Annotated in this window: 23 protein-coding genes; 10 read left to right on the top strand and 13 right to left on the bottom strand. The window is 52.6% G+C overall.

The window, feature by feature from the left end; all coding sequences use genetic code 11:
- Window positions 1–5 precede the first annotated feature (5 nt).
- Complete coding sequence (locus ACEPSU_RS02055) at window positions 6–218, bottom strand: hypothetical protein (RefSeq protein WP_395361581.1); 213 nt, start codon at window positions 216–218, stop codon at window positions 6–8.
- A gap of 449 nt (window positions 219–667) precedes the next feature.
- Here ACEPSU_RS02055 and ACEPSU_RS02050 point away from each other — a divergent pair, with 449 nt between their 5' ends.
- A complete protein-coding gene (locus tag ACEPSU_RS02050) occupies window positions 668–1,231 on the top strand; it encodes a L,D-transpeptidase (RefSeq protein ID WP_395322536.1) in 564 nt (187 codons plus the stop codon).
- Window positions 1,232–1,563: 332 nt separating this feature from the next.
- On the opposite strand, the gene ACEPSU_RS02045 is transcribed toward ACEPSU_RS02050, so the two are convergent.
- A complete protein-coding gene (locus ACEPSU_RS02045) occupies window positions 1,564–2,985 on the bottom strand; it encodes a MucBP domain-containing protein (RefSeq protein WP_395361580.1) in 1,422 nt (473 codons plus the stop codon).
- A 386-nt stretch (window positions 2,986–3,371) separates the two neighbouring features.
- Between ACEPSU_RS02045 and ACEPSU_RS02040 the strand changes: the two genes are divergently transcribed.
- The 5 genes from ACEPSU_RS02040 to ACEPSU_RS02020 all read left to right on the top strand — a co-directional run bounded on the left by ACEPSU_RS02040 (window position 3,372) and on the right by ACEPSU_RS02020 (window position 7,233).
- A complete protein-coding gene (locus ACEPSU_RS02040) occupies window positions 3,372–4,262 on the top strand; it encodes a LysR family transcriptional regulator (protein ID WP_395323499.1) in 891 nt (296 codons plus the stop codon).
- Window positions 4,263–4,465: 203 nt separating this feature from the next.
- Window positions 4,466–4,843 carry a nuclear transport factor 2 family protein gene (locus ACEPSU_RS02035; RefSeq protein ID WP_395322530.1) on the top strand — a complete coding sequence of 126 codons (378 nt, stop codon included), beginning with the start codon at window positions 4,466–4,468 and terminating at the stop codon, window positions 4,841–4,843.
- Between the two features lie 70 nt (window positions 4,844–4,913).
- Window positions 4,914–5,873 (top strand): DMT family transporter, encoded by a 960-nt coding sequence (locus ACEPSU_RS02030; RefSeq protein WP_395322528.1) that lies wholly within the window; start codon window positions 4,914–4,916, stop codon window positions 5,871–5,873.
- 13 nt (window positions 5,874–5,886) lie between these two features.
- On the top strand, window positions 5,887–6,534 hold the full coding sequence (locus ACEPSU_RS02025; protein ID WP_395322526.1) for an NAD(P)H-binding protein: 648 nt from the start codon (window positions 5,887–5,889) through the stop codon (window positions 6,532–6,534).
- Window positions 6,535–6,552: 18 nt separating this feature from the next.
- Window positions 6,553–7,233: an NAD(P)-dependent oxidoreductase gene (locus ACEPSU_RS02020; RefSeq protein WP_395322524.1), complete on the top strand. Its 681-nt coding sequence runs from the start codon at window positions 6,553–6,555 to the stop codon at window positions 7,231–7,233.
- A 76-nt stretch (window positions 7,234–7,309) separates the two neighbouring features.
- On the opposite strand, the gene ACEPSU_RS02015 is transcribed toward ACEPSU_RS02020, so the two are convergent.
- The 6 genes from ACEPSU_RS02015 to ACEPSU_RS01990 form a co-directional block, all read right to left on the bottom strand.
- Entirely contained in the window at window positions 7,310–8,317 is a 1,008-nt protein-coding gene (locus tag ACEPSU_RS02015; protein ID WP_395322522.1) for an aldo/keto reductase, read from the bottom strand.
- A 49-nt stretch (window positions 8,318–8,366) separates the two neighbouring features.
- Window positions 8,367–9,041 carry a putative quinol monooxygenase gene (locus ACEPSU_RS02010; protein WP_395323497.1) on the bottom strand — a complete coding sequence of 225 codons (675 nt, stop codon included), beginning with the start codon at window positions 9,039–9,041 and terminating at the stop codon, window positions 8,367–8,369.
- 34 nt (window positions 9,042–9,075) lie between these two features.
- The gene (locus ACEPSU_RS02005; RefSeq protein ID WP_395322518.1) at window positions 9,076–9,663 is read right to left on the bottom strand and encodes a DapH/DapD/GlmU-related protein; all 588 of its coding nucleotides are present in this window, start codon (window positions 9,661–9,663) and stop codon (window positions 9,076–9,078) included.
- Window positions 9,664–9,702: 39 nt separating this feature from the next.
- The gene (locus tag ACEPSU_RS02000; protein WP_395322516.1) at window positions 9,703–10,611 is read right to left on the bottom strand and encodes an amidohydrolase family protein; all 909 of its coding nucleotides are present in this window, start codon (window positions 10,609–10,611) and stop codon (window positions 9,703–9,705) included.
- A gap of 11 nt (window positions 10,612–10,622) precedes the next feature.
- Window positions 10,623–11,264 (bottom strand): NAD(P)H-binding protein, encoded by a 642-nt coding sequence (locus tag ACEPSU_RS01995; RefSeq protein WP_395322514.1) that lies wholly within the window; start codon window positions 11,262–11,264, stop codon window positions 10,623–10,625.
- Between the two features lie 80 nt (window positions 11,265–11,344).
- Complete coding sequence (locus ACEPSU_RS01990; RefSeq protein ID WP_395322512.1) at window positions 11,345–11,725, bottom strand: DUF2255 family protein; 381 nt, start codon at window positions 11,723–11,725, stop codon at window positions 11,345–11,347.
- Between the two features lie 116 nt (window positions 11,726–11,841).
- Between ACEPSU_RS01990 and ACEPSU_RS01985 the strand changes: the two genes are divergently transcribed.
- Window positions 11,842–12,723, top strand: a complete 882-nt coding sequence (locus tag ACEPSU_RS01985; RefSeq protein WP_395322510.1) for a LysR family transcriptional regulator — start codon at window positions 11,842–11,844, stop codon at window positions 12,721–12,723.
- A 63-nt stretch (window positions 12,724–12,786) separates the two neighbouring features.
- Here ACEPSU_RS01985 and ACEPSU_RS01980 read toward each other — a convergent pair whose 3' ends face one another.
- Complete coding sequence (locus ACEPSU_RS01980) at window positions 12,787–13,368, bottom strand: sugar O-acetyltransferase (RefSeq protein ID WP_395322508.1); 582 nt, start codon at window positions 13,366–13,368, stop codon at window positions 12,787–12,789.
- A gap of 252 nt (window positions 13,369–13,620) precedes the next feature.
- On the opposite strand from ACEPSU_RS01980, the gene ACEPSU_RS01975 reads away from it, so the two are divergent.
- Complete coding sequence (locus ACEPSU_RS01975; RefSeq protein WP_395322506.1) at window positions 13,621–14,307, top strand: hypothetical protein; 687 nt, start codon at window positions 13,621–13,623, stop codon at window positions 14,305–14,307.
- Window positions 14,308–14,455: 148 nt separating this feature from the next.
- Here the strand turns inward: ACEPSU_RS01975 and ACEPSU_RS01970 are convergent, their stop codons facing one another.
- From ACEPSU_RS01970 to ACEPSU_RS01955, 4 genes are all read right to left on the bottom strand, one after another.
- A complete protein-coding gene (locus tag ACEPSU_RS01970; RefSeq protein ID WP_395323494.1) occupies window positions 14,456–15,301 on the bottom strand; it encodes an aldo/keto reductase family protein in 846 nt (281 codons plus the stop codon).
- A 172-nt stretch (window positions 15,302–15,473) separates the two neighbouring features.
- Entirely contained in the window at window positions 15,474–15,833 is a 360-nt protein-coding gene (locus tag ACEPSU_RS01965) for a hypothetical protein (protein ID WP_395322502.1), read from the bottom strand.
- A 130-nt stretch (window positions 15,834–15,963) separates the two neighbouring features.
- Complete coding sequence (locus tag ACEPSU_RS01960; RefSeq protein ID WP_395322500.1) at window positions 15,964–16,215, bottom strand: hypothetical protein; 252 nt, start codon at window positions 16,213–16,215, stop codon at window positions 15,964–15,966.
- Between the two features lie 86 nt (window positions 16,216–16,301).
- Entirely contained in the window at window positions 16,302–17,957 is a 1,656-nt protein-coding gene (locus ACEPSU_RS01955; RefSeq protein ID WP_395322498.1) for an FAD-dependent oxidoreductase, read from the bottom strand.
- Between the two features lie 506 nt (window positions 17,958–18,463).
- Between ACEPSU_RS01955 and ACEPSU_RS01950 the strand changes: the two genes are divergently transcribed.
- Both ACEPSU_RS01950 and ACEPSU_RS01945 read left to right on the top strand, forming a co-directional pair.
- Window positions 18,464–19,165, top strand: a complete 702-nt coding sequence (locus tag ACEPSU_RS01950) for an ABC transporter ATP-binding protein (RefSeq protein ID WP_395322496.1) — start codon at window positions 18,464–18,466, stop codon at window positions 19,163–19,165.
- 8 nt (window positions 19,166–19,173) lie between these two features.
- Entirely contained in the window at window positions 19,174–21,750 is a 2,577-nt protein-coding gene (locus tag ACEPSU_RS01945; protein ID WP_395322494.1) for an ABC transporter permease, read from the top strand.
- Window positions 21,751–22,026: the final 276 nt, after the last annotated feature.

Below are 22,026 nucleotides of genomic sequence, written 5' to 3'. Positions count from 1 at the left end.
AACGATTACTTTTTAACGTTGCGTCGATCGACAAATATATCGTGCACAACCGCGGCAAAGCCCATCACAATCCCACAGCATAGTACGCTTGCCACCCACCAAGCCCAGTACAGCCAACCGGTTAGGGGCGTTGACACTGACACAAATAAGAGCAGCGTACTCCAGCCAATGACCCCCAGCGCCACAGCCGCGTAGACGCCATATTTCCCCGTCCACATTCTTTTAGGGTGCCTGATGGCGTAAACAACCACCAATACTGACATTATCAGTAGCACCACGGTAATTAAGAGCTTAATCTCCAATGATTCCCGTAAATTCATTCCAAAGAATATGGGTAAAAGGAGGTTGAGGAAAATGAAAAAGTAATTTTTTATTGATAGGACCATGACTTGCATTGACCACCTTTAAAGTAAAAGATTCATCTGTACTTAAGAACTTCTGTCTAAAATTATACGCTTCTTGAGTGGAATTATTAGTTGATTTTATGACTCCCATACAATGTTGATGCTACGATAATCCTACAAACATTGCCGGTATTAAAAAACGAGGCTCCACATCCTCTTAGATAATCAACAGCCTAATAGTTTTGACAGTCATTCGTTTCACGCATTGACAGTCCGTCTCCACCCTTATAGAATTAACACTGTATTCTATAAGGAGGAGTTCCATGCATAAAGCAAAAGTATTTATCGCCGGTCTATTAGCCGTATTGGGCTTAACCGTTGGCATTACTGCCATCACCACGCCAACCCAAATGGCCACCGCTAGCGCCAAAACTACGAAAACGGCGAAGACCCCGTCTTGGAAACAGTCTTCCGAGAAGAAAGCCTATCCTAATCTGAAGAAGCACGAGAAGGCCTTCATCAAGGTGTCCATCGCCAAGCAGCGCGTGTACATCATGGCCAGCAAGAAGAAAGTTCTCTACACCATGATCTGCTCGACCGGGAAGAAATCATCCCCGACCCCTACTGGAACGTTCCATATTCAAAATCGCGGTACGCATTTCTATAACGCCAGTTCCAAGGAAGGCGCCAACTACTGGACATCCTTCAAGTACTGGGGAACCTACCTCTTCCACTCCGTTCCGGTCAACGCTCACGGCAAGTACGTCGTCAGTGAAGCCAAGAAGTTAGGCAAACGGGCCAGCCACGGTTGCGTGCGGCTACGCGTTGCCGATGCTCACTGGATTTACAGCCACGTGCCTTACAACATGAAAGTTGTCATTCACTAATCTAATTGCTAAAAGAACCGGTAGCACTCGTTAATTGGGTGCTACCGGTTCTTTTTTTATCCGCTATTAGTTAAATATTTTCAAACTAGTTTGCACGATTCGTCCACCAATGCCAACCATCAACCCCTAATAGCAGAACGACTAGCATTGCGATTGTGCCTAAGAATAGGGGATTGAGCGGTTTGACGTTTCCGAATGTGACCATAAGGCCTTCAATGATTGCCACCCACAAAATGCCACGAGTTAATAGCTTGGTCAGCCTGTCTTTCGTTGTGTTTTTCATTCTACTTCTCCCTCAAACTCTCCATGACAGATCTAAGCAATAGTCTATTTTACACATGACGCTTTTTCCTTAAAAGTAGCCCCATATTCGCAAGTACCAGCAGGCCAATCCCCAACACGCGCATCCAGCCACTGACACGATCAGCGGTTTGCGGCAACTGCGTTTTGCCTTGCACCACTTGCCTATTGTTAAACCCTTGGTCAGTTGTCCGCTTGGAACCACGCACTACTCTATTCGCGCGAGCGACCGTTGCACGGCCATCCTGATTACGCTTTGCACTATTACTATTCCCAGCAGCTATCGTCTGATCATAAATCATGCCATTCTTCACTTGAATCACGTGTTGACTGCCATCTAACAAGGTAACCGCCAGCTTCTGACCTTCCGCAAAGTACAGTTTCTGCTTATGATCTCCGTTGTTGTTATCAATCACCGTCACTTCAATGGGCTTGCCTTTTGGCGAAAATGAAAATATGAGAATCGTGTGGCTAGCCTCACTCTCATCCAATTCAGCATATCGTAAAACACCGTTTGGATCTGATAGATAGCTCGTCAACGTACCTTTCTTGCTGTTTATAACTTCTTTATTCTTTAAAGCAGCGTAATAGATGTTGACGTTAACTGATTTGCCGCCCATCGTCCCAGTCAGAGTCTTAGGCAATTTTTTGTTAATGACATAGATACCATCATCTTCAAAATTCAAAACGGGAATTGTGTACGGTTCTCCATACTTAACGGTTAAGACCTTGGTTGCCAACGTTCCCGTGTGCGGCGTACCGACTACCTCGTCAACCTCAAGGTAGCTTACGATGTAGCGCACTTTGATTTTGTAAGACTTAGCATCGTAGTAAAAGTAAGCCTCACTGGCGCCAGAACCCAGCCCGGACGTATTCACCTGGTTCACCAAGCGATAATGGGCAATCGTCTTAACAGGTACGGTGTAAGCTTTACCAGCCGTCACTGGCAACACTTCATCTGGCGCCAGCTTATTCGTTGACCCCTTCTTATAATAATGAACCGTGATTGCGTTCGAAGCAGCAGTGGGCACAGAAGCTTGGTCAGTCTGATTACTAGGCGTCACCTGACTTGTCGGCGCGCTCGTTTTAGCTAGGTCGGACTTTGGTGCCTGCTGCTTATTCTGAACTGCTGGCTTTGACTCCTGATCAGTGCCAGATTTAAGCCCCTCATCCGTCTCGTCCTCGGTATCTTTCGACGGTTCTGCAGGGGGAGTCGCTGAGCGCTGCTTAGTTTGGACCAGTCGTAACCCGTTCGTGCCTCTCACAGTCGACTTTATTGTAGAGACTTGTGCTACCGAGCCATCCCCCGTAGATTCACGACTTTGCTTGGCCACCACCTCTGTTGACTCACCAGACACATCTGCCTGCACACTGACTGGCTTCATTTGGCTGAGTGACAGAGAAAATAGTGATACTCCTAATAAGCCCAAGTACTGGCATTTTTTATGGCGCACAAGTCTTTGTCGCTCGCTACACATTGCCTTCGACATCTTATACATATTGAATCTCCTCCCGTTTCGGACATATAAGATTGTCGACCTATCCGGTTTAACCGATGTGTGATAATCCCTATAACTACAAATTATTCTTAAACGTTATTAAAGTCAACATTCATTTTAGAACATGGTTCCTACCAAGATATATTAGTACCCAGACTAGTCTCGAGCACTTATCCCAACCACACTCATGAGCGAAAAATTATCATCATCCGCTTAGCCTACTATCTTGCTTGCCAGCTCCTCAATCGCCTAACCCTTCGCAATTTCCCTGAAATTCAGTTATGCTAAAGAGAAACTCACCTCGCGTACGATATAGAGCTGACACCTAAGGAGCGAAAACCATGTTTCGACAAATGCAATGTTTTATCGCGGTCGTCAAGAATCACAGCTACACCAAAGCAGCGGAAGAATGTCACATGTCACAATCATCGCTGTCCCAACGTATCAAGGAGCTTTCGGAACATCTCGGTGTAACCTTAGTTCAGCGCAAAGGCCGCAGCTTTGAATTGACCCCTGCTGGCGAATACTTCTATCAACACAGCCAGGTGGTCTTGGACCAAGTTACCAAGCTGGTTGACGAAACCCAGGCAATCGCCCAACAGGCTCAAGAAACGTACACCCTCCACTTGGGGTATTTAAGAAAATTCGGATCACGAGAATTCTTACAAGCCGTTTCGCAATTCTCTCACGCCTATCCTCAGGTCCGCGTTCAAATCCACAGCGATTCCTATCACGAACTTTTTTCTCTGATTCGGGCCGACAAGATCGACCTGAACTTCTCCGATCACCGTTACGAATTCTCACCGGACTTCGAAAATGAATTCTTGACCTCTGCCGATTACATGGTGGTTCTCGCCGACAAAGTAGCGGCGAGAACCACCAGCATCGACACCACTGAGCTCGTCGACCTTCCCTGCATTCTCATCGTTGGGGCCGATGAATATGCGTCTGAGCAACGCTACTATCGCGATGTCTTGGGAATTCAAAGTCCCTTTCAGATTGCTGCCAGCTTTGGCGAGGCTCAAATGTTAGCCTCTGCCGGTCAAGGCTACGTCGTCGTCAATAGCCGCACCGCTAGCCAAATTGATCCCACGATTAATCGCGTCCTAAAGCTCGTTGACCACGGCCGCGATCTCACGCAACACTACTACGCCTACTGGAAAAAGAACAATTCCGGCTTCTATGTCGAAACGTTCGCTCAGATTTTAAAGGATCAGTTTACCGAGGAATAACCGCTACTAGCCACACGAGATTAACCTGATTTCACCCGTGAAGGGCCCGCCAAATGCGGGCCTTTTTTAATCCATCGGTTTTTCCGATGATTCCTATCGTAAAGCCATATTGGTTGGCGCTACAATTCCGATTATGATAAGAAACGTCAAGAACGGACCACCGTATTTCCCCAGACGTTACGAAAGAAAGGAGCGGATTTCCATTGGACGCTAACCAACTCGCACTGATCGCCTGTTACCAACAACTGGTTACTGCATTAACAACCCAAGACATTTGCCAACTGGACCGTCTACTGGCGACTACCGCAGAACTCCACCTCATCAACGGCCGTACCTACACCAAATACGACTGGATCGATGCCATTCAAAACGAGACGCTCCGTTACCAAGCATGCTCTACTCCCGATGCGCCACAGCTCACGGCTTCCCGGGGGACTTTGCAAGTTCAGGTCAAGTGGCAGATTCAGGCAGGCGCTGCACAGACGGACCAACAGCGGCTCACATTCATGCAGGATTGCAACAGTTGGCGGTTACTCGACCAATGTTCACCAGTCATCCCAGCTATCGAAAAATCCGATTAATTAACTGACGCCGCACCATGCAAGCATCCCCGTCAACTCGACCGCAATTAACCATTTAGGAAGTGATCTCATGCTACTCTTACTCTTTCCTGTCGCCATGGGCGCAAGCTTAGCGATGCAAACCGCTGTCAATTCAAAATTGAGAAGCTTTACTTTTTCATCCTACCTCTCATCCGGCTTTTCTTTCCTGATGGCCTGGCTATTCCTATTATTACTCAGTCTCTTTACCCACCAATCGCTAATGATCAGTAGCACCGTCTTCACCCACAATCCGGGTTGGCTTTGGCTCGGCGGTCTCTTTGGGGCAATCGCGCTGACTGGCAACGTCGTGTTGTTTCAAAAGATTGGCAGCCTTCAGACGACCGTGCTCCCCATCATGGGACAGATTGTGATGAGCGTCATCATTGATCAATTTGGCCTGTTCAAATCCCCGAGTAGCCCGCTCACCCTGGCCAAGATTCTAGGATTAGGCCTCATCATCGCCGGTGTCGTGCTGTCCCTTGGCATTTTGGATGCGCAGGACGCCATCCGTAAAGATGGTAAGGACGCGCAACTGCCCATCACCCATGACTCCCTCATTTTGTATCAAGTATTTGCGATTGTCGCCGGCATGTTAATGGCCATTCAGACCGCAGTCAATGGTTATCTTGGCACGGTTCTCCGTTCACCAATTCATGCCGCCTTCGTTTCCTTTTCCATCGGGGTTCTCTGCCTGCTGATCGTTAACCTAGCCGTTTCTACAAAATTCACCAATCTCCGGCTGGCCGTCAAACAGGGCCGCCACTACTGGTGGATCTGGATCGGCGGCATCATCGGTGCGCTGTACGTGCTCTGCAGCTCCTGGCTCGTTCCCCTGATTGGCACGGGTCAAGTGGTTGTCTTAGCGCTCTTTGGCCAATTATTCTTTAGCGCTCTAGTCGAACATTTTGGTCTGTTTGCCTCTCCCAAAGCCCAAATCACCCGCTCCAAAATCATCGGTCTCTGCGTTCTATTTCTCGGTGTCTTAGTCGTTAAATTCATCTCATTCTAGGAGGATATTTATTATGAAAAAAGTTTTAATTTTAGGTGCTTCCGGTTCCATCGCTACGCTGGTCGAAGAAAACCTCATTGAAGATTCCCAGGTTCAAATGACCCTGTTGGTGCGCCACCCCGAACGTCTCACAGCTGCCATCAGAAACGACAACCGGGTGACGGTAGTCGTCGCCGACGTCATTAAGGATACCACGACGCTGACCCAAGCCATGCGTGGTCAGGACCTCGTTTACGCTAACCTTTACGGTGCTAATTTGAAACAACAAGGTCAAGCCGTGGTGCAAGCCATGCAGACCGCCAAAGTCGATCGCCTGATTTGGATCTCAGCGAACGGCATCTACGGCGAGGTTCCCGGGAAATATGGGAAGTGGAACCAACAAATGCTCGGTAGTACCCTGGACGCCTACGCCGCTGGTGCCAAGGTTGTGGAGAGTAGCTCACTCGCTTACACCATTATTCGGCCAGCCTGGTTCTCCGACAAAGAGACCATCAACTACGAGTTAACTCAGAAGGGCCAAACCTTTAAGGGCACTGAAGTCTCCAGAAAGAGTGTCGCCGCCTACATCGGTACCCTCATTCTCGATGACAGCCAAGCCATCAAGCAATCCATCGGTATCAGCGAACCGCACACCGAGGGCGCCAAGCCAAGTTTTTACTAATCGAAAGGAAGTCTGACTATGAAAATCATGGTGATTGGTGCGTATGGCCACCTTGGCCGGCTGATTATGGCGGAGGCTCAGGCCCGCGGACATGACGTTGTGGGCGTTGCGCACCGACAACACGCCGGGACAACGCAATCTCATGTGATCATCAAGGATATGCTGGACCTGACGCCGCAAGATATTGCCGATGTTGACGCCATTGTCGACGCTGTTGGTGCCTGGACCCCCGCCACCGAAGCCATCCACTACATGGGGCCTCTACACATGATTGCCCTGATCAAGGGGACGGCCATTCATTATCTGAAGGTCGGTGGCGCCAATACGCTGTATATCAACGCCGCCCATACCCACATGCTGCAAGAACTCCCCCTGTATTATCCCGACTACATGCAGGATCTCGGTTCCGCTCACGCCGAGGGATTAAAGGTGCTCCGTGCCAGCGATGAGGTGAACTGGACTCACGTCACGCCCACTTACAACTTCGATCCCGACGGCAAACGCACGGGCAGCTACCGGGTCGCGGGTGAAGAATTCAAGCCCGCTCGTTCCAAAAATCCCAATGATGGCAAGCAAGACTATATTTCCTACGCCGATTTCGCCAAGGGTGTAATCGACACCATTGAGAATAAGCAATACAGTCGTCAAAGAATTACCTTGTTCAGCGGGAACAATCCCCAACCAACACAACGTTACTAAGCGTGACTTATGCTATGGATCAAAAAAACGGTGTCGCTCCTATCTGGGGTGACACCGTTTTTCGCATCTCATCTAGTTAACGTTGATAATCCGTTTCATCAGCCGTCAATGGCCCGACCAATTCATGCGGCAGGTACGGGGCCTCCAAATAAGCCACGTCATCCGCACTCAGGTGAACGTCCAGCGCCTTGACCGCACCGGTTAAGTGCGATGACTTGGTGGCACCGATGATGGGTGCCGTCACCGTTGGCTTCTGCAACAGCCAGGCCAACGCAATCTGAACCCGTTCGACACCATACTTCTTAGCCATCTCACCGACCCGCTGAATGATCGGCAGGTCCAGTTGCTTACTGTCGTCATACTTGGACCGCGCCACTTTGTCGGTCGCATAGCGCTTGGTCTCACCGGACCAATCGCGTGTCAGTCGTCCGGAGGCCAGTGGGCTGTACGGCGTGACCGCAATCCCCTGGTCCGCACACAGTGGCAACATTTCCCGCTCCTCCTCGCGATAGAGCAGGTTCAGGTGATTCTGCATCGACACAAACTTGGTCCAGCCGTGCTGTTCCGCGACCGCTTGGGCCTTTTCAAATTGCCAGGCAAACATCGCCGAGGCCCCAATGTAACGGACCTTCCCAGACTTGACCACGTCGTGCAGAGCTTCCATGGTCTCTTCGATCGGCGTGTTGTAATCCCACCGATGAATCACGTACAGGTCCACGTAATCCGTCTGCAGGCGTTTCAGGCTCTGGTCGATCTGTGAAAAAATGGCCTTGCGCGAGAGTCCGGCCACGTTGGGGGCCTTTTCCGGCGTGAAGAAAACCTTGGTTGCCAGGACGATTTCATCCCGGTTCGCCAGCTTTTTCAATGCCTGGCCTACGAAACGCTCGCTGTCGCCGTGCGAATAAATATTCGCGGTATCGAAGAAATTGATGCCCAGGTCGAGCGCTTGCTTGATGACCTGTTCACTCTGCTCCTCGTCAACGGCCCACGGGAACATCCCCGTTGACGCATTGCCAAAGCCCATCGTGCCCAGACACAGGCGCGACACATCTAATCCCGTATTGCCAAATTTGCTGTATTCCATGTTGCCACTTCTTTCTTCAACTTCACTTATCCTAAGAAGTTCATCAGATTTAACCCTGACGATCGACCAGCGTTAACCCACCCTGATTGACCAAGGTGTCCGGACTCAGCACCGTCGTCTGCGCCGTCTGGATCGACGCCTGACTCGTGAGCTGACAGTACCTGTTAGCCGCCGTCTGCTGGTAGCGTTGATAGGCCAGCTTGTCCTGATAGACCTCAAAGATGACCCATTTTTGTGGGTCATCGACGACTCGCCCGATGGCAACGACCAACCGACTAGGCTGAACAGTTGTTGCCGCCGAACCGCTCGTCGTGATCAGTTCCTGATACGCGGCGGCTTGTCCCGGCTTGAGAGTCACTTCCGTTAGTTGGACGAAGTGGGGCTCCCCACTCACCAGCAGAAGCTGTGCCTGTTCTCTGAGAACGATTGGCATGAGATTTACCACGGCCTGTTGGGTCACGGCATCCTTCGCCACTGCCCGAAACGCCTTGAATTGTGGCGAATTGGCGTGTTGGTCGTAACTGGCGGCATCGCGATAGACCTCGATGACGCGATTCTCCAGTCCAGCCGGTGCCACGTGTAGGGTATACATGGCCAGCGTTCCGGGTTCGTTTTGAATCGACGTCACCAGGTTGTGTCTCCCCGCCGTGACAAAGTTAGCCCGTTGCTCGGCGGTGATGGTCAACTTGAATAATCGAAATAACGGCGTTGCTTGATTTGCCATTCGGCTCACTTTCCTTTACGTATCAAACGATTGCCTAGCTCTGAGGCAACGGTGGTAACGTTTCAATGATCCGTGCTGGAACGCCGGCAACGACCATATTATCTGGGACGTCCTTCGTAACCACGGCACCCGCACCGACCACAACGTTATTGCCGATGTGCACGCCGCCGATGATAGTCACGTTACCCCCAATCCATACGTCGTTGCCGATCAAAATGGGCGCGGTGGTGGTAATCAGGTAGCGACTGCCATCCGGCCGCACGCCGAACCGGTGCATGGCGTCCAGCGCATGACTGCCACAGTACAGCTTCACGTCCGGCGCAATAATGACCCGGTCACCTAGGATGATCTGGTTGGAATCCTGAAACGTACAGTTGCCGTTGATAAAGACATCATCGCCAACCTGGATGTGCACGCCATAGACCGCGCTAAAGTGCCCGTTGATGGTCAAGCGCTGGCCCGTGCGACCAAAGAAATCCTGAATGGCCGCTTGTCGCGCGGCACCTTGGCCCCCGTTGATGACCGTGAGCAGTTGCTTCCCGCGAGTGATGAGCTGCTGGAGTTCAGGATCACGGTAATCGTAATCCTGACCCGCCAATAATTTTTCATGTTCCGTCTTCATTTTAAAGTTGCCCCCTGTTGACTTGTCTTTTCGTCCAATCTACGCCATCAGTGTCCGCCAATTGTCGTGGAGGATACCCTGGCGTTGCTGGTCCGTGATGGCCATCGCGGAGACGGCCGCTTCAATGACCGCAGTCGGCCCGACCGGTGGAATCCCGAATGGCGAGTCGGTCCCGAAGAGCACGTGGTCACTGCCAAAGAATTCGACGGCGAGCTCCAACGCTTTGGGATTGCCTAGAATCGCCGTATCCACGTAGAATTTCTGGAAATCGGCATAGTCTGCCGGCCCCTGAATGTACTTGATGCGCTGGCTAAAGTACGGCACCATGGCCCCGGCGTGATGCACGATGACCTTGAGTCCCGGATACTTCCGGAAGTACTTCGCCGCCACGATCCCGTACATCGCCTGCGTCAGCTCGTGTTCCCAGCTGAACGTCAGGTTGTCATCCGGCTTGCGCGTATCAAAGACGGGATGGAGCCAAATTGGGGCACCAATCGCCGCTAATTTGGCAAAGATCGGTTCGTAAACGGGCGCCGAAATCGGTTGCCCCAGCGCCTGCGTGAAGAGTTGCACGCCGACCAAGACATCGCTACCGGCGACCTGTTCATCGATTAGCTTGAGTGCTGCCGGAACGTTATTCATCGGCAGCATGGCCACCCCGGCCGGGAAGATATCCCGGTTAGCCCGGACCGTCGCCGCTAACTCGTCGTTGGCCGACTGGCAGAGTGCCGCGGCCTGCTCGGGATCGACAAAGTCCTCAGGGTTCAGGTTGACCGCCGAGAGAATCTGTTGATGGTCGGCGGGTAAGGACGCGCGGTGCTTGGCCACGTCCGTCAACAAGTCGTTCTTCATATAGGGAAAGTTGTCCAGAATGTTGGGCTGAACCGCGTTCATTTGCGCGAGAAACTTAGGTGGTAAAATGTGGGCGAAAACGTCAATGACTGTCATAGGCGTCTCCCTTAAACCCAGCTGGGTTGGTCGCCGTCAGTCCCGGGTTTGTCCAAGCCCACACTGGCATTCTGGTAAGTATCCGGCTGCGTGATGACCTTGAAGGCAAAGTCCGCGACACTCTTTCGGGAGACCTCGGTCCCTTTGAAGTCCTCACCCAACTGCGTTTCTTCGTAGTCGACTTCGTCCCTGTTCGTCAGCCAAGCCGGACGGATCTCGGTGTAGGTCACACCGGAAGCGACCACCAATTCGACCGTCTTGCGGAACCCGGGCAGAAAGGCACTGATTGCCTGTTCGTTCCACGCGCCAAATTTGCCGGGAACTTCATGCTGCGCTCCCAACGAGCTGATGTAGACCAGCCGACGTTTCCCGGTCTGCGCCATGGCAGCGAGGACACTCTGCATTTGGTCGGCCAAGTCCGTACCACCCAGGTTAGAATAAATAACGTCTGCATCGGCCATACCCTTGGCCACTAACGCCGTGTCCTTAATGTCGCCGTCAACGAGGGTTACCCGGTCGTTTGTCGCATATTGATTTAACCGTGAAGCATCGCGCAGGAACAGCGTCAAGGTCGCCGTCGTTTCGTTGAGTAACCGTTCCGTTACCAGTTGTGCCATGGCGCCATGTGCGCCGACAATCATTACTTTTGTCATTTCGTTATCCTCCAATTCGGCTTACGTGTTCATCATGCCGCAATTTCACTAAAAATCATACCGAAAACGTTAAAAATCTATCAAATTGGTTGAATTTCAACCGTCGCAGACTGTGGGCCCGCCTGTAACATCGGTAACAAATACCCACTGCCCGCGTACTTCTGCCGGTAGGCCGCGTCAATCTGCTCGGTCACCGCACTATCGGCCAAAACTGCGGCGAAACTGACCCGAAAATTACAGCCAGCCAGGTGAATGCGCCCGCGTTGCTGCCGAACTGCCGCTTGGTACCACGAGGAACGCTGACCATTCCAGGCGCGCGCGTACAGGTGCTCGCCCACGACGACCGACCAGATCCAGGTCGGCGTGCCACAGGTTCGACCATCATCGTACAGTGGGGACACCTGTAGGTCATCTGCAACCGTAAAACTCTGTAACCGTTGCGGTGTCCATTGTTCTATCATCACGCTTCCTCCCTTCCATGTCACCTCATACATCCATCCTATGGCTTGACTTCCGGCATGTCGAATGCTTAGATTAGATTGAATGCTATACAAATTAGTTATAGGAGCTGAGTGCCATGGAATTACGCGTTCTCCGTTACTTCTTGATGATCGTTCAGGAAAAGACTATCAGTAAGGCCTCGGCCCGTTTGCACGTATCGCAACCGACCGTCTCCCGCCAATTAAAGGAACTCGAGGAAGAGCTGGGGACGACCCTCTTTATGCGCGGCAATCGGACCATTCAGCTGACACCGGATGGCGAATATTTTGCCAACCAGGCGCGCCAGATTCTCTCCCTGACCGATAAGACCCTGACGAACATTCATCAGGAAACGGACGTCAGTGGTGCCGTCTACGTGGGAAGCGCGGAGGCCCGCAGCGTGTTGACGGTTGCGCAGGCTATCGGTCACCTCAATCAGCAGCATCCCCACGTTCAGATTCATCTCGTCAGTGCCGATGCCAGCGACATTCACAGCCAGCTGACCTCCGGCGTCTTCGACTTCGGCGTGGTCATGGATCCCACGGATAAGAGTGACTATGACTTTCTGCGACTCCCGGGTGAAAGTCGCTGGGGACTACTCGTCCAAAACAGTTCACCCCTAGCCCAGCAGGCTACCGTGAGTCTGGACGACGTGGCGCAGACGCGGCTGATTCTCCCCCAACAGGGTGGCAGCGCGCGAATCCACGCCGTCTTCGGCCTCACCCAAGAAGACCTGAACGTCGCAGCCACCTACAACCTGCTGTATAACGCGTCCCTGCTGGTATCTGCCGGCGTGGGGAATGCACTGGGACTAGATGGTATCATCAACACCAACCAGTCCGACCTGACCTTCGTTCCACTGGCACCCCGGACATCTTCCGGATCGAGTCTGGTCTGGCTGAAGGGTCAACGCCTGTCCGCAGCGGCACAAGCGTTATTGACCCAGATTCGCGCAGAACTGACACCGACTGAAAATTAATCTTGATTATGACTTTAGGAGCTGGCACTTGTCGGCTCCTTTTTAAGTCGCCACGAAGTCAGCTTAGTCCGTCGGCGCACCTTTCACCCGACGCAATATCCTAGCCGGCGTGCCCACGACTACCACGTTCGCGGGGACATCCTTGGTCACCACTGCCCCAGCGCCTACAATGGCATTCTCACCAACGGTCACCCCGGGCAGCACCGTTGCCCCGGCGCCGATCCAGGCATTCCGTTCAATGTGAATGGCTTTGGCCTGAATGTCCCGGCGATGGGCTGGGTCCTCGAGATGGTTGACCGTGACCAGCGTGGCGCGGGGGCCGATCAGTGCACCTGCGCCCAAGTAGATACCACCTAGGTCCACAAACATGACGTCCTGATTCACGTAGACGTTTTCGCCGATAAAGATGTGCGGCCCGAAGTCGCTGTGCACTGGCGCGTTGATCTCCGCAGACGCCGGCACGCTATATCCCACGACTTGACTGAGGGTGGCGCGCCGCTGGGCTGGCGTCTGGTCCCTTTGGTTAAATTGTTTCAAGAGTTCCTGCGTGCGCTGGACCGTTTCGTCGATCTCCCGGAAATCCTCACCGGAAAAATCGAGGGGCAGGCCTTGTAGCGCCCGCTGAAAGATAGTTGGTTCTGTCATTTGAATGGCTCCTTTGCTTATTTCTTGATGATGCCTAGTATAGTGGCCCGCTCGTCCTATATCCAATACCTATTTCAAATGTCGCCCCATAGCCACTAGGCATAGTCTCTCTACTCAGCCAGCAATCGTCCTTATACTTACTACTAATGTAAAAATACCGACTTCTGTCTCACCCGTTCAATGAACTTTACTTTTTCTTAACCAGAAGTGGTAAGCTTTAGCCAACGACTTAAACTATGGGAGGGAATTGGCGTGAGAAAAAATTGGGGACTCATTATCGGCATAATACTTGGATTGGGACTGAGTTGGGGTCTGATTCAGGGACAGGCCGCTAGTAAACAGGGTAAGGTCATCGTTTACTACCGGTATAATGAATCGAACAAGCATCCCAAGCGGATGAGCAATTACATTGTGAAGACGCTGCATGGCCGCATTGGCCAACACTACACGACCAAAGCCAAGGATCTGTTGAAGGGTGGCGGCGGCTGGGTGTTGCGTTATCATTCCGCCACCGCCTCTGGCAAGTTCAAGGCGAAGACAATCAAGGTCTACTATGATTACCAAATTGACAGCGAAAAAGATTATGAACACGCCGACGGTGCCGGTACCTATATTGATCGCACGGCTGATCACCGATTACTCTTCTTTGGTCAAGAACACAAAAATGGTGCAGGTACCACGATTGAACGCAATACCTATAAAAAGCCCGTCTACGATGTGACATACAGTTCGCCTGACGAGCATCAAATTACGCATACTTATCGTTTCGGCAAGACCTACGTTTACTGGGATCATGAAAAGGACGTCTACACATTGACACTAAATCCTCAGGGCGACATCACACTGCAACAGGCATGGACGACTAAGAAGGGCAACCATCACGTAGAGACGACCAAGGTTTCCCATACTGGGAAGTATCTGTCCTACCACGTTAAGTAGCTTGCACATCGATGGGGAGAGCCATTATTTGTAATAATCATCGTTGCCTGACAACTCAAAAAAGCGTTGGTGCTTCCAAATTTGGAAACACCAACGTTTTTCAGTTCACTCATAAATTCAGTATCAACTAATCTTGTTCAACTCGATACTAGTCACCCACTGGATGCCAGCCGTTAGGATCCGACAACCGGTCGAGAAAGGCCATGTCCTTATCGTTGATCTCAAAGTCTAGCTCCGTGTTAGCCTGAACGTGGGCCATGGAACGGCCCTTAGGTAGCGGTGCCACACCCTTTTGAACAATGTAGCGCAGGGCTAACTGTGGAATCGACACACCGTAATTGCCAGCGACCCGTTCCAATTCGGGACTGTCGATTAACCCACCGGTAGCCAGTGGTGAGTACGCCTGAACCGTGATGTCATTGGCTTCCGCCGTCTTCACGATGGACGCCTGCGTGTGACCCACGTAGTATTGAATCTGATCAACGGCGGGCTTAACGGTCAAGCCATCCCAAGTTAACAGGTTTTCCAGGTCGTGGGAATTGAAGTTGGAAACCCCAACCGACTTAGCTTGACCGCTGGCATAAATATCCTGCATGGCGCGCCAAACGTCGCGGTTTTCGGCGTCGTGGTTAGATCCCATTTGTGCCCATGGCCACGGCGCGTGGATGATGTAAGAATCCACGTAGTCGAGGTCCAAAGCAGCCAGACTGCTCTTGAAGTCGGCCATTGCCGCGTCGTAAGACTTGGATTCAGCGGGCAACTTGGTCTGTACGAAGATGTCTTTGCGGGCCACGTCGCTGTCCCGCAAGGCTTCGCCGACACTCTGCTCATTGTTGTAGGCTTTGGCGGTATCGATGAAGCGGTACCCAGCCTTTAGGGCATTGCTGACGGCATCGTAGGTCTCCTTACCGGGCCGCGTTTGCCAGGTCCCAAACCCAACCTTGGGCATCTTGAGCCCATTATTCAACGTAAAAGTATCCGTAATTGTTGGCATAGCTAATCCTCCATTTTCTAACTGATGCGTTTATTTTAGTCCCTTAGGCCCACTCAAAGGCAAATCATTTGTTTCTTGATTTTCACTATTTTTGATTGACGAAAATAGGCCTCCAGAAATCGATCGACGACTTCCGGAAACCCTTTATCTATCTGATATTCAGTTATACCGGTTAATAAGCCTGCCCATAGATGATCCAGTAGGTCCACTGGTAAGGAACCAGACCCAGGAATGCCAGCCAGATGAACAGCCCAATTAGAAAGACAATCCCATAGAGCGTCAATAAAATCCGCTGACGCGTTGGGAGCTGGCGCCAGCCAACACGGTAGGTATGAATGCCGTATGTCAGGACGCCAATGAGTCCAACGAGCCCCCAAACCAGAAATCCCATCAAGACCAAAACATCCGGATGAAACGGATCATTCTGGGCCATCAAAACATACCCATCAATCATCACTGCCAACGGTCCCCCGATGGTCACACAAGCGATGGCTACAGCAAGCCAAGGCCGAATCTTTGAAAATGTTTGCATATGTACTCCCCCTTAGTGACAGCATGCGCGCTTTGACTTTGACAGTCAACTACGAAAGGTACTCACTGAACGGGAACACCAAAAAAGGCTGATATTTCTCCCAACCTTAGCTTACGCATTCTAAAGATGCTTACTTTTCCCAGCCACAGATCTTGTAGTGGTGGCTCTTCGCCCATTTCAGCGTCACGTGCTTGAGCTTACCCGCGTGACTGAGCCCCCGACAATTCTTGGCATAATGGTATTTCTTACCATGGTTCGGCGCAATCCAAACCTTAGAGGTCTTGGCTTCGACCGTCGTCGTGTGAATGACCATAGGTTCTGCAACCCCGGTCAGCGTAAAGGTAGCGGCAATCAATAGGGCCGCCTTCCGTAGTGTCTTCATGAGTCTCCTCCAAAATAATTGCAAGATGCGTTTCTCTCAATTAATTATATAGGGGGCCTATTAAAAATACAATCACCTTTTACGGCTTATCTCTGATAGATCAAGTCTTGTGGCCGCACCGCATGATACAGGGCAAACGCCCCATCCAGATTGACCACATCAAAACCGTGCTGACGCAAAAGTCGTTCGGCAATATAACTCCGTTGGCCACTGAAACAACTGACCACGTAAGGTTGCGTCGAATCCAACTCCGTCAACCGCTGACGCAATTGGTTCAACGGGATATTCCGCGTCCGTTTGAACTCGCCATCCACCAACTCATCGGCATCCCGGACGTCCAGCACCTGCCGACCAGCCGCCAACGTCGCTGGCAACTGATACCACTGAATCGTCTTGCTCAGGCCCTCAGCCACGTTCATCGCAACATAGCCCAACATGTTGACGGGATCCTTGGCCGACCCAAACGGTGGCGCATAGGTCAATTCCAGCTCCGGTAAGTCGTCGATTGTCAGGTCACCTTTGATGGCCGTGGCCAACACATCGATTCGCTTGTCCACGCCCTGTTCTCCGACGCCCTGCGCGCCATAGATTTCCCCAGAATCGGGATTGAAGACCAATTTCAACGTGAGCGGTGTGCTCCCAGGAAAATAACCCGCGTGACTGCCGCCGCGCACGTGAACCACCCGATAGGTGAGACCGGCCTGCTGCGCCTGATACTCGCTGAGACCAGTCGCCGCAGCCGTAAGCTTAAACGCCCGCACGATGGCGGTACCCAAGCTTCCCCGGTTGGGATGGGGCAAGCCGACAATATTATCCGCCACCTGACGGCCCTGGCGATTGGCCGGTGATGCCAGGGGAATCAGCGTCGGTTTGTTGGTCACCTGTTGCTGGACCACGATGGCATCCCCGACCGCATATATATCCGACTCGCTAGTCTGGTACTGCTGATCGACAACGATACCATCGTGAAAGCCCAACCGTAGACCAGCAGCCTTAGCGAGTTGACTGGCCGGCCGCACGCCAACCGCCATAATCGTGAGGTCGGTAGTGAGACGCGTACCATCCGCCAAGACAGCCACCGTGCCAGCATCCTCGAACGATGCAACCGCCTGACCGGTGATGACCCCCACCCCATTACGTGCGAGCTCAGTCTCCACAAACGCCGCCATTTCGGTATCTAGTGGGGGCAACACGTGCGGCGCCTGCTCAACGACCGTCACCTTGAGGCCGCTCAACACTAGGTTCTCGGCGACTTCTAACCCGATGAAGCCACCACCAACGACTAACACGCGCCGAGTGGACTCGGCCTGGATCCCGGTCATAATTTGGTCGAGATCGGGGATACTCCGCAAGGCATAGATGTTTTTGGCGTCCGCGATACCCGGTAAATCTGGCATGATTGGCCGCGCCCCCGGCGCCAGGATTAACCGGTCATAGGATTCGTGGGTGAGCTGGCCCGCATACCGGACAATGACCTCATGACTGTCGGGCAGGATCTGGGTGACCTCATGGTTCGGCCGCACGTCCAGGTTGAAGCGCTGCTGTAACTTCTCTGGCGTTTGAACCACCAAGTCAGCGCGCTCACTGATTTCACCGGACAGATAAAACGGTAGCCCGCAGTTGGCAAACGACACGTAGGGTCCCTTGTCAAAAACAACAATCTCAGCGTCTTCATCCAACCGCCGCAGTCGCGTCGCAGCCGACATCCCGCCGGCCACTCCACCAATAATGACGACTTTCATCCACAAAACTTCCTTCCGTTTCCAATTGATACCCCAACCGGTATCTCTGCGCCAAGTATACCGGACCCAGTTAGATTTTCAAGCGTTTTTGAAAACGTTTCCCGTTGCGTCCACCTTGGTTTCCGCCTACAATTGGATTAATGCTTGAATTGTGCGTTGCTGCCTGCGGTTGCCATGACACACAGCACATTTCTGAATCCAATTGAACTGCAATGTTACTAGAAACGTAAACTGCCCACGGAGGCCACTTCACTTGGTAAACGTTGTCTTAGCCGGAGGAGGCCAGGGATGCAGACGGCTGTGACAACGGCGTTAGACCGGGAGGATTTTACCCGGCCTTACACCGTGGGACGACCTGGGAAACTCGCTGAACTTTGGCGGGGTTCCCAGGCGAGCCGGAAGCCCGCTCTTCGGCTGCAGGCGTTCCCCACAGCAGGCGGAATCCCTGGCAACCGCAGGCGACAACAACTGTTACCAGCAAAACAAAAGACAAGGAGAATCCAAGTATGGCTTACATAGAAGTTCACAACGAAACGCGTCAATTTACTCAAGGTGACCAGATCACCACCGCCAACCACGACATCTCCTTTAGTGTCGAGCAGGGAGAGGTCGTCACCATTCTGGGGCCCAGTGGTGCTGGTAAATCTACGCTACTCAACATCCTCGGGGGCATGGACAGTCCTACCAGCGGCCAAGTCCTGATTGATGGTAAAGACATTGCCCAACTGACCGCTAAACAACTCACGACCTACCGGCGCCAGGACGTCGGCTTCGTTTTTCAATTCTACAACCTCGTCCCCAACCTGACCGCCAGAGAAAATGTCGAGCTGGCCTCGCAAATTACCGCGGATGCCCACGACGTCAGCGAGACGCTGGGACTGGTTGGCCTGACCGACCGAGCCGCCAACTTTCCCGCCCAACTCTCCGGGGGTGAACAGCAGCGGGTCGCCATCGCCCGGGCCATTGCCAAGAATCCCAAGCTCCTGCTGTGTGACGAACCGACTGGTGCCTTGGACTATCAGACCGGCAAACAGGTGCTCCAAGCCATTCAGGACGGCGCCCGGCGGACCAATATGACCGTCATCATCGTCACCCACAATAGCGCCATTGCCAAGATGGGCGATCAGGTCATCCACATCAATGACGCTCAGGTCCAATCCGCCCAACGCAACCCACATCCCACACCGGTTGCCGAGATTGAATGGTAGGTGCCGCTATGACAAAAAGTTATGTCAAAGCCATGTTCCGAGAGATTGGTCGCTCCAAGGCGCGTTTTCTCTCGATTATGTTGATCATCTTTCTCGGTGTCGCCTTCTATACCGGTATCCGAGCGACCGGGCCGGACATGCTGCAGGCCGCCGATGACTACTACGCCACCCAAAAACTAGCGACGAACAGTGTCCAGTCCACGGCTGGTCTCACCAAACAAGATTTGGCCGTCTTACACCAGCACCGCAGCCAGATTGCCTACCAGGCCGTGAAGTACCTCGACATCAATCAGCTCAATAACAATCAAACCGTCCGGGTGGCCGAGGTGCCCGCCAAGCAACGGGTCAACCGGCTAACGATGGTCAGCGGTCACCTGCCGCACAAGGCCAACGAGATCGTCCTTGACCAGCAGGCCCGAACCCTCCAGCCCCATTTAAAATTAGGGGCGACTTACAAGATCGCCACTACCACTAAGTTGAACAAGTCCTTTAACCGGCGGACGTTTACGATCGTTGGCTTCGTTAACTCACCCCGCTACATCGAGAAGACGACTCGGGGCGTTACGACCGTTGGCAAGGGCACGCTGGACTATTTCGCCCTGGTCAAACCGGGGACGCTAACACAGAAGGTCGCCAGTCGCATCGACGTTCAGTTCAAGAACCTTGCGGCCGTTGCCCCCTACTCCGCAACGTACAAGCACCGTCAACGGGTCAACACGGCGAAACTAAAATCCTGGCTCAAACCCCAAGCAGCGAAACGCCAAGCCCAGCTTCAGCGACAGGCCCGCGCACAGTTGGCGCCACAGGTCCGGCGGGTCAGTCAGCTAAGCCAACAACTCCCAGCCAACTCGCCAATCCTGATCAAAGCTCAGGCGCAGATCAAGCAGGCGCAGGCAAAGATTGCTGCGATTGGCCAGCCCACCTATTTCTACACCGGTCGATCCGCTAATCCCGGTTACAGCGAATACCACGAGAATACGCAGCGGGTCGTGGCCCTGTCCACGGTCTTTCCACTCTTCTTCATTGCCATCGCCGCGCTGATCTGCCTAACGACCATGACGCGAATGGTTACTGAACTGCGGATTCAAATGGGGACGCTCAAAGCCCTCGGCTACAGCAATCTCGCCATTGGTAGCGAGTTTATGCTCTATGGTGGACTAGCCAGCCTACTGGGAACACTCCTGGGCGTAGGCTTCGGGGTCAATTTCTTCCCTCGGTTCATCGCGCAAGCCTATGGCAGCATGTACAATCTCCCCGCCATCAACGTTCAGTACCTCTGGGCGGACATCCTGATTGCACTAGTCATCGCGCTGGCCTGCACCATGGGGAGTGCCGCCATCGTTCTGCGCGTTGACCTCCACAGCACCCCCGCCACGTTGATGCAACCCAAGGCGCCCAAGGCCGGCAAGACCCTGTGGCTGGAACATTGGCACGGCTTCTGGCGACGTTTGAGTTTCAATCATAAGGTCACGCTACGAAATCTCTTTCGTTATAAACAACGCCTGCTGATGACGGTGCTGGGCATTGCTGGCTGCATGGCGATGATGATCACCGGCTTTGGTTTAAAGGATTCCATTGGCGACATCAGCGTTAAACAGTTCAATCAACTCTGGCACTACGACGCCATCGTCGTGCGTAACGGCACCCAAACGACCCAGCAACGCCGCGCCCTGCACCGCCAATCGTTATACAAGAACGACCTAGTCCTCAAGCAATCACAAGTGACCGTGGAACGTGCGGGCGTCGCTAACCAAACGGCCACGTTGAGTGTCCCCCAACGGCCACAACAACTGAAGAAGTTCGTCGTCCTGCGTAACCGCCAGAGTCACCACGCTTACACACTCAATGGCCAAGGCGCCATCATCGATGAAAAGTTGGCCAAGCTCTACAACGTCAAGGTCGGTGACCAACTGCCGGTCAAGCTGGGCGATCACGCCATCAAGCACATTCGAGTAGCGGCTATCGCAGAGAACTACGTCAACCACTTCATTTATCTGTCGCCACAAGCTTATCACCACATTTTCGGGCAACACCCCGTCTACAACGGCAATCTGGTTCAGTTCAAGCATCACGGGCAAACAGCTCAGAACCAATTTGCTAGTGACCTCCTGAAGACCAAGGGGATGCTCAACGTTAGCCTACTGAGCACCGAGAAGAAAAACAACTTCCAGATGTTGGATACGATGGACCTGGTCGTCGTCATCTTCGTGGTCGCTGCTGGGGCATTGGCGCTGGTCGTTCTCTACAATCTGACTAACATCAACGTTTCTGAACGGATTCGGGAGCTCTCGACAATTAAAGTGTTGGGCTTCTACGACAGCGAGGTCACGATGTACATCTTCAGAGAAAATCTGATTCTAACGGTCATGGGCATCTTCTTTGGCTGCTTCATGGGCGACTGGCTCCACAGCTACATTCTGAATACGGCGGAGACCGACAGCCTGATGTTCTCGCCGGACATTCATCCCGTGAGTTACGGGTACTCGGCACTGCTGACACTGGCCTTTAGCTTGCTGGTGATGTGGCTGATGCACCGTAAGCTGAAGCACATCAACATGCTAGATGCTTTGAAGTCAGTGGACTAACTAAGCTCTTCCTAAACTGGTAGCCTAGTCGCCTGCGGAGTCCAGAATTCCGCCTGCTGTGGGGACCGTCCCATGGTATAAGCACGGGAAGAACCAAGCGCCCGTCCTACGTCACGGCTGGCTACATTCTGCCCGCCTGCGGCTATGCTTGTTAGTCCCCCCGTCTCTACTTCCCAATCCTCCGACTAGTTTTACTTCTATGCAACTAGCATCACAACTCACAAAAATTCCAATCACAGAAAAAGTCGTGCTCACCATTCAAAACTGAATGACGAG

Source organism: Levilactobacillus parabrevis, assembly GCF_044051715.1.
Classification (GTDB): domain Bacteria; phylum Bacillota; class Bacilli; order Lactobacillales; family Lactobacillaceae; genus Levilactobacillus; species Levilactobacillus parabrevis.
This window is presented reverse-complemented; position numbering and strand designations above follow the sequence as displayed.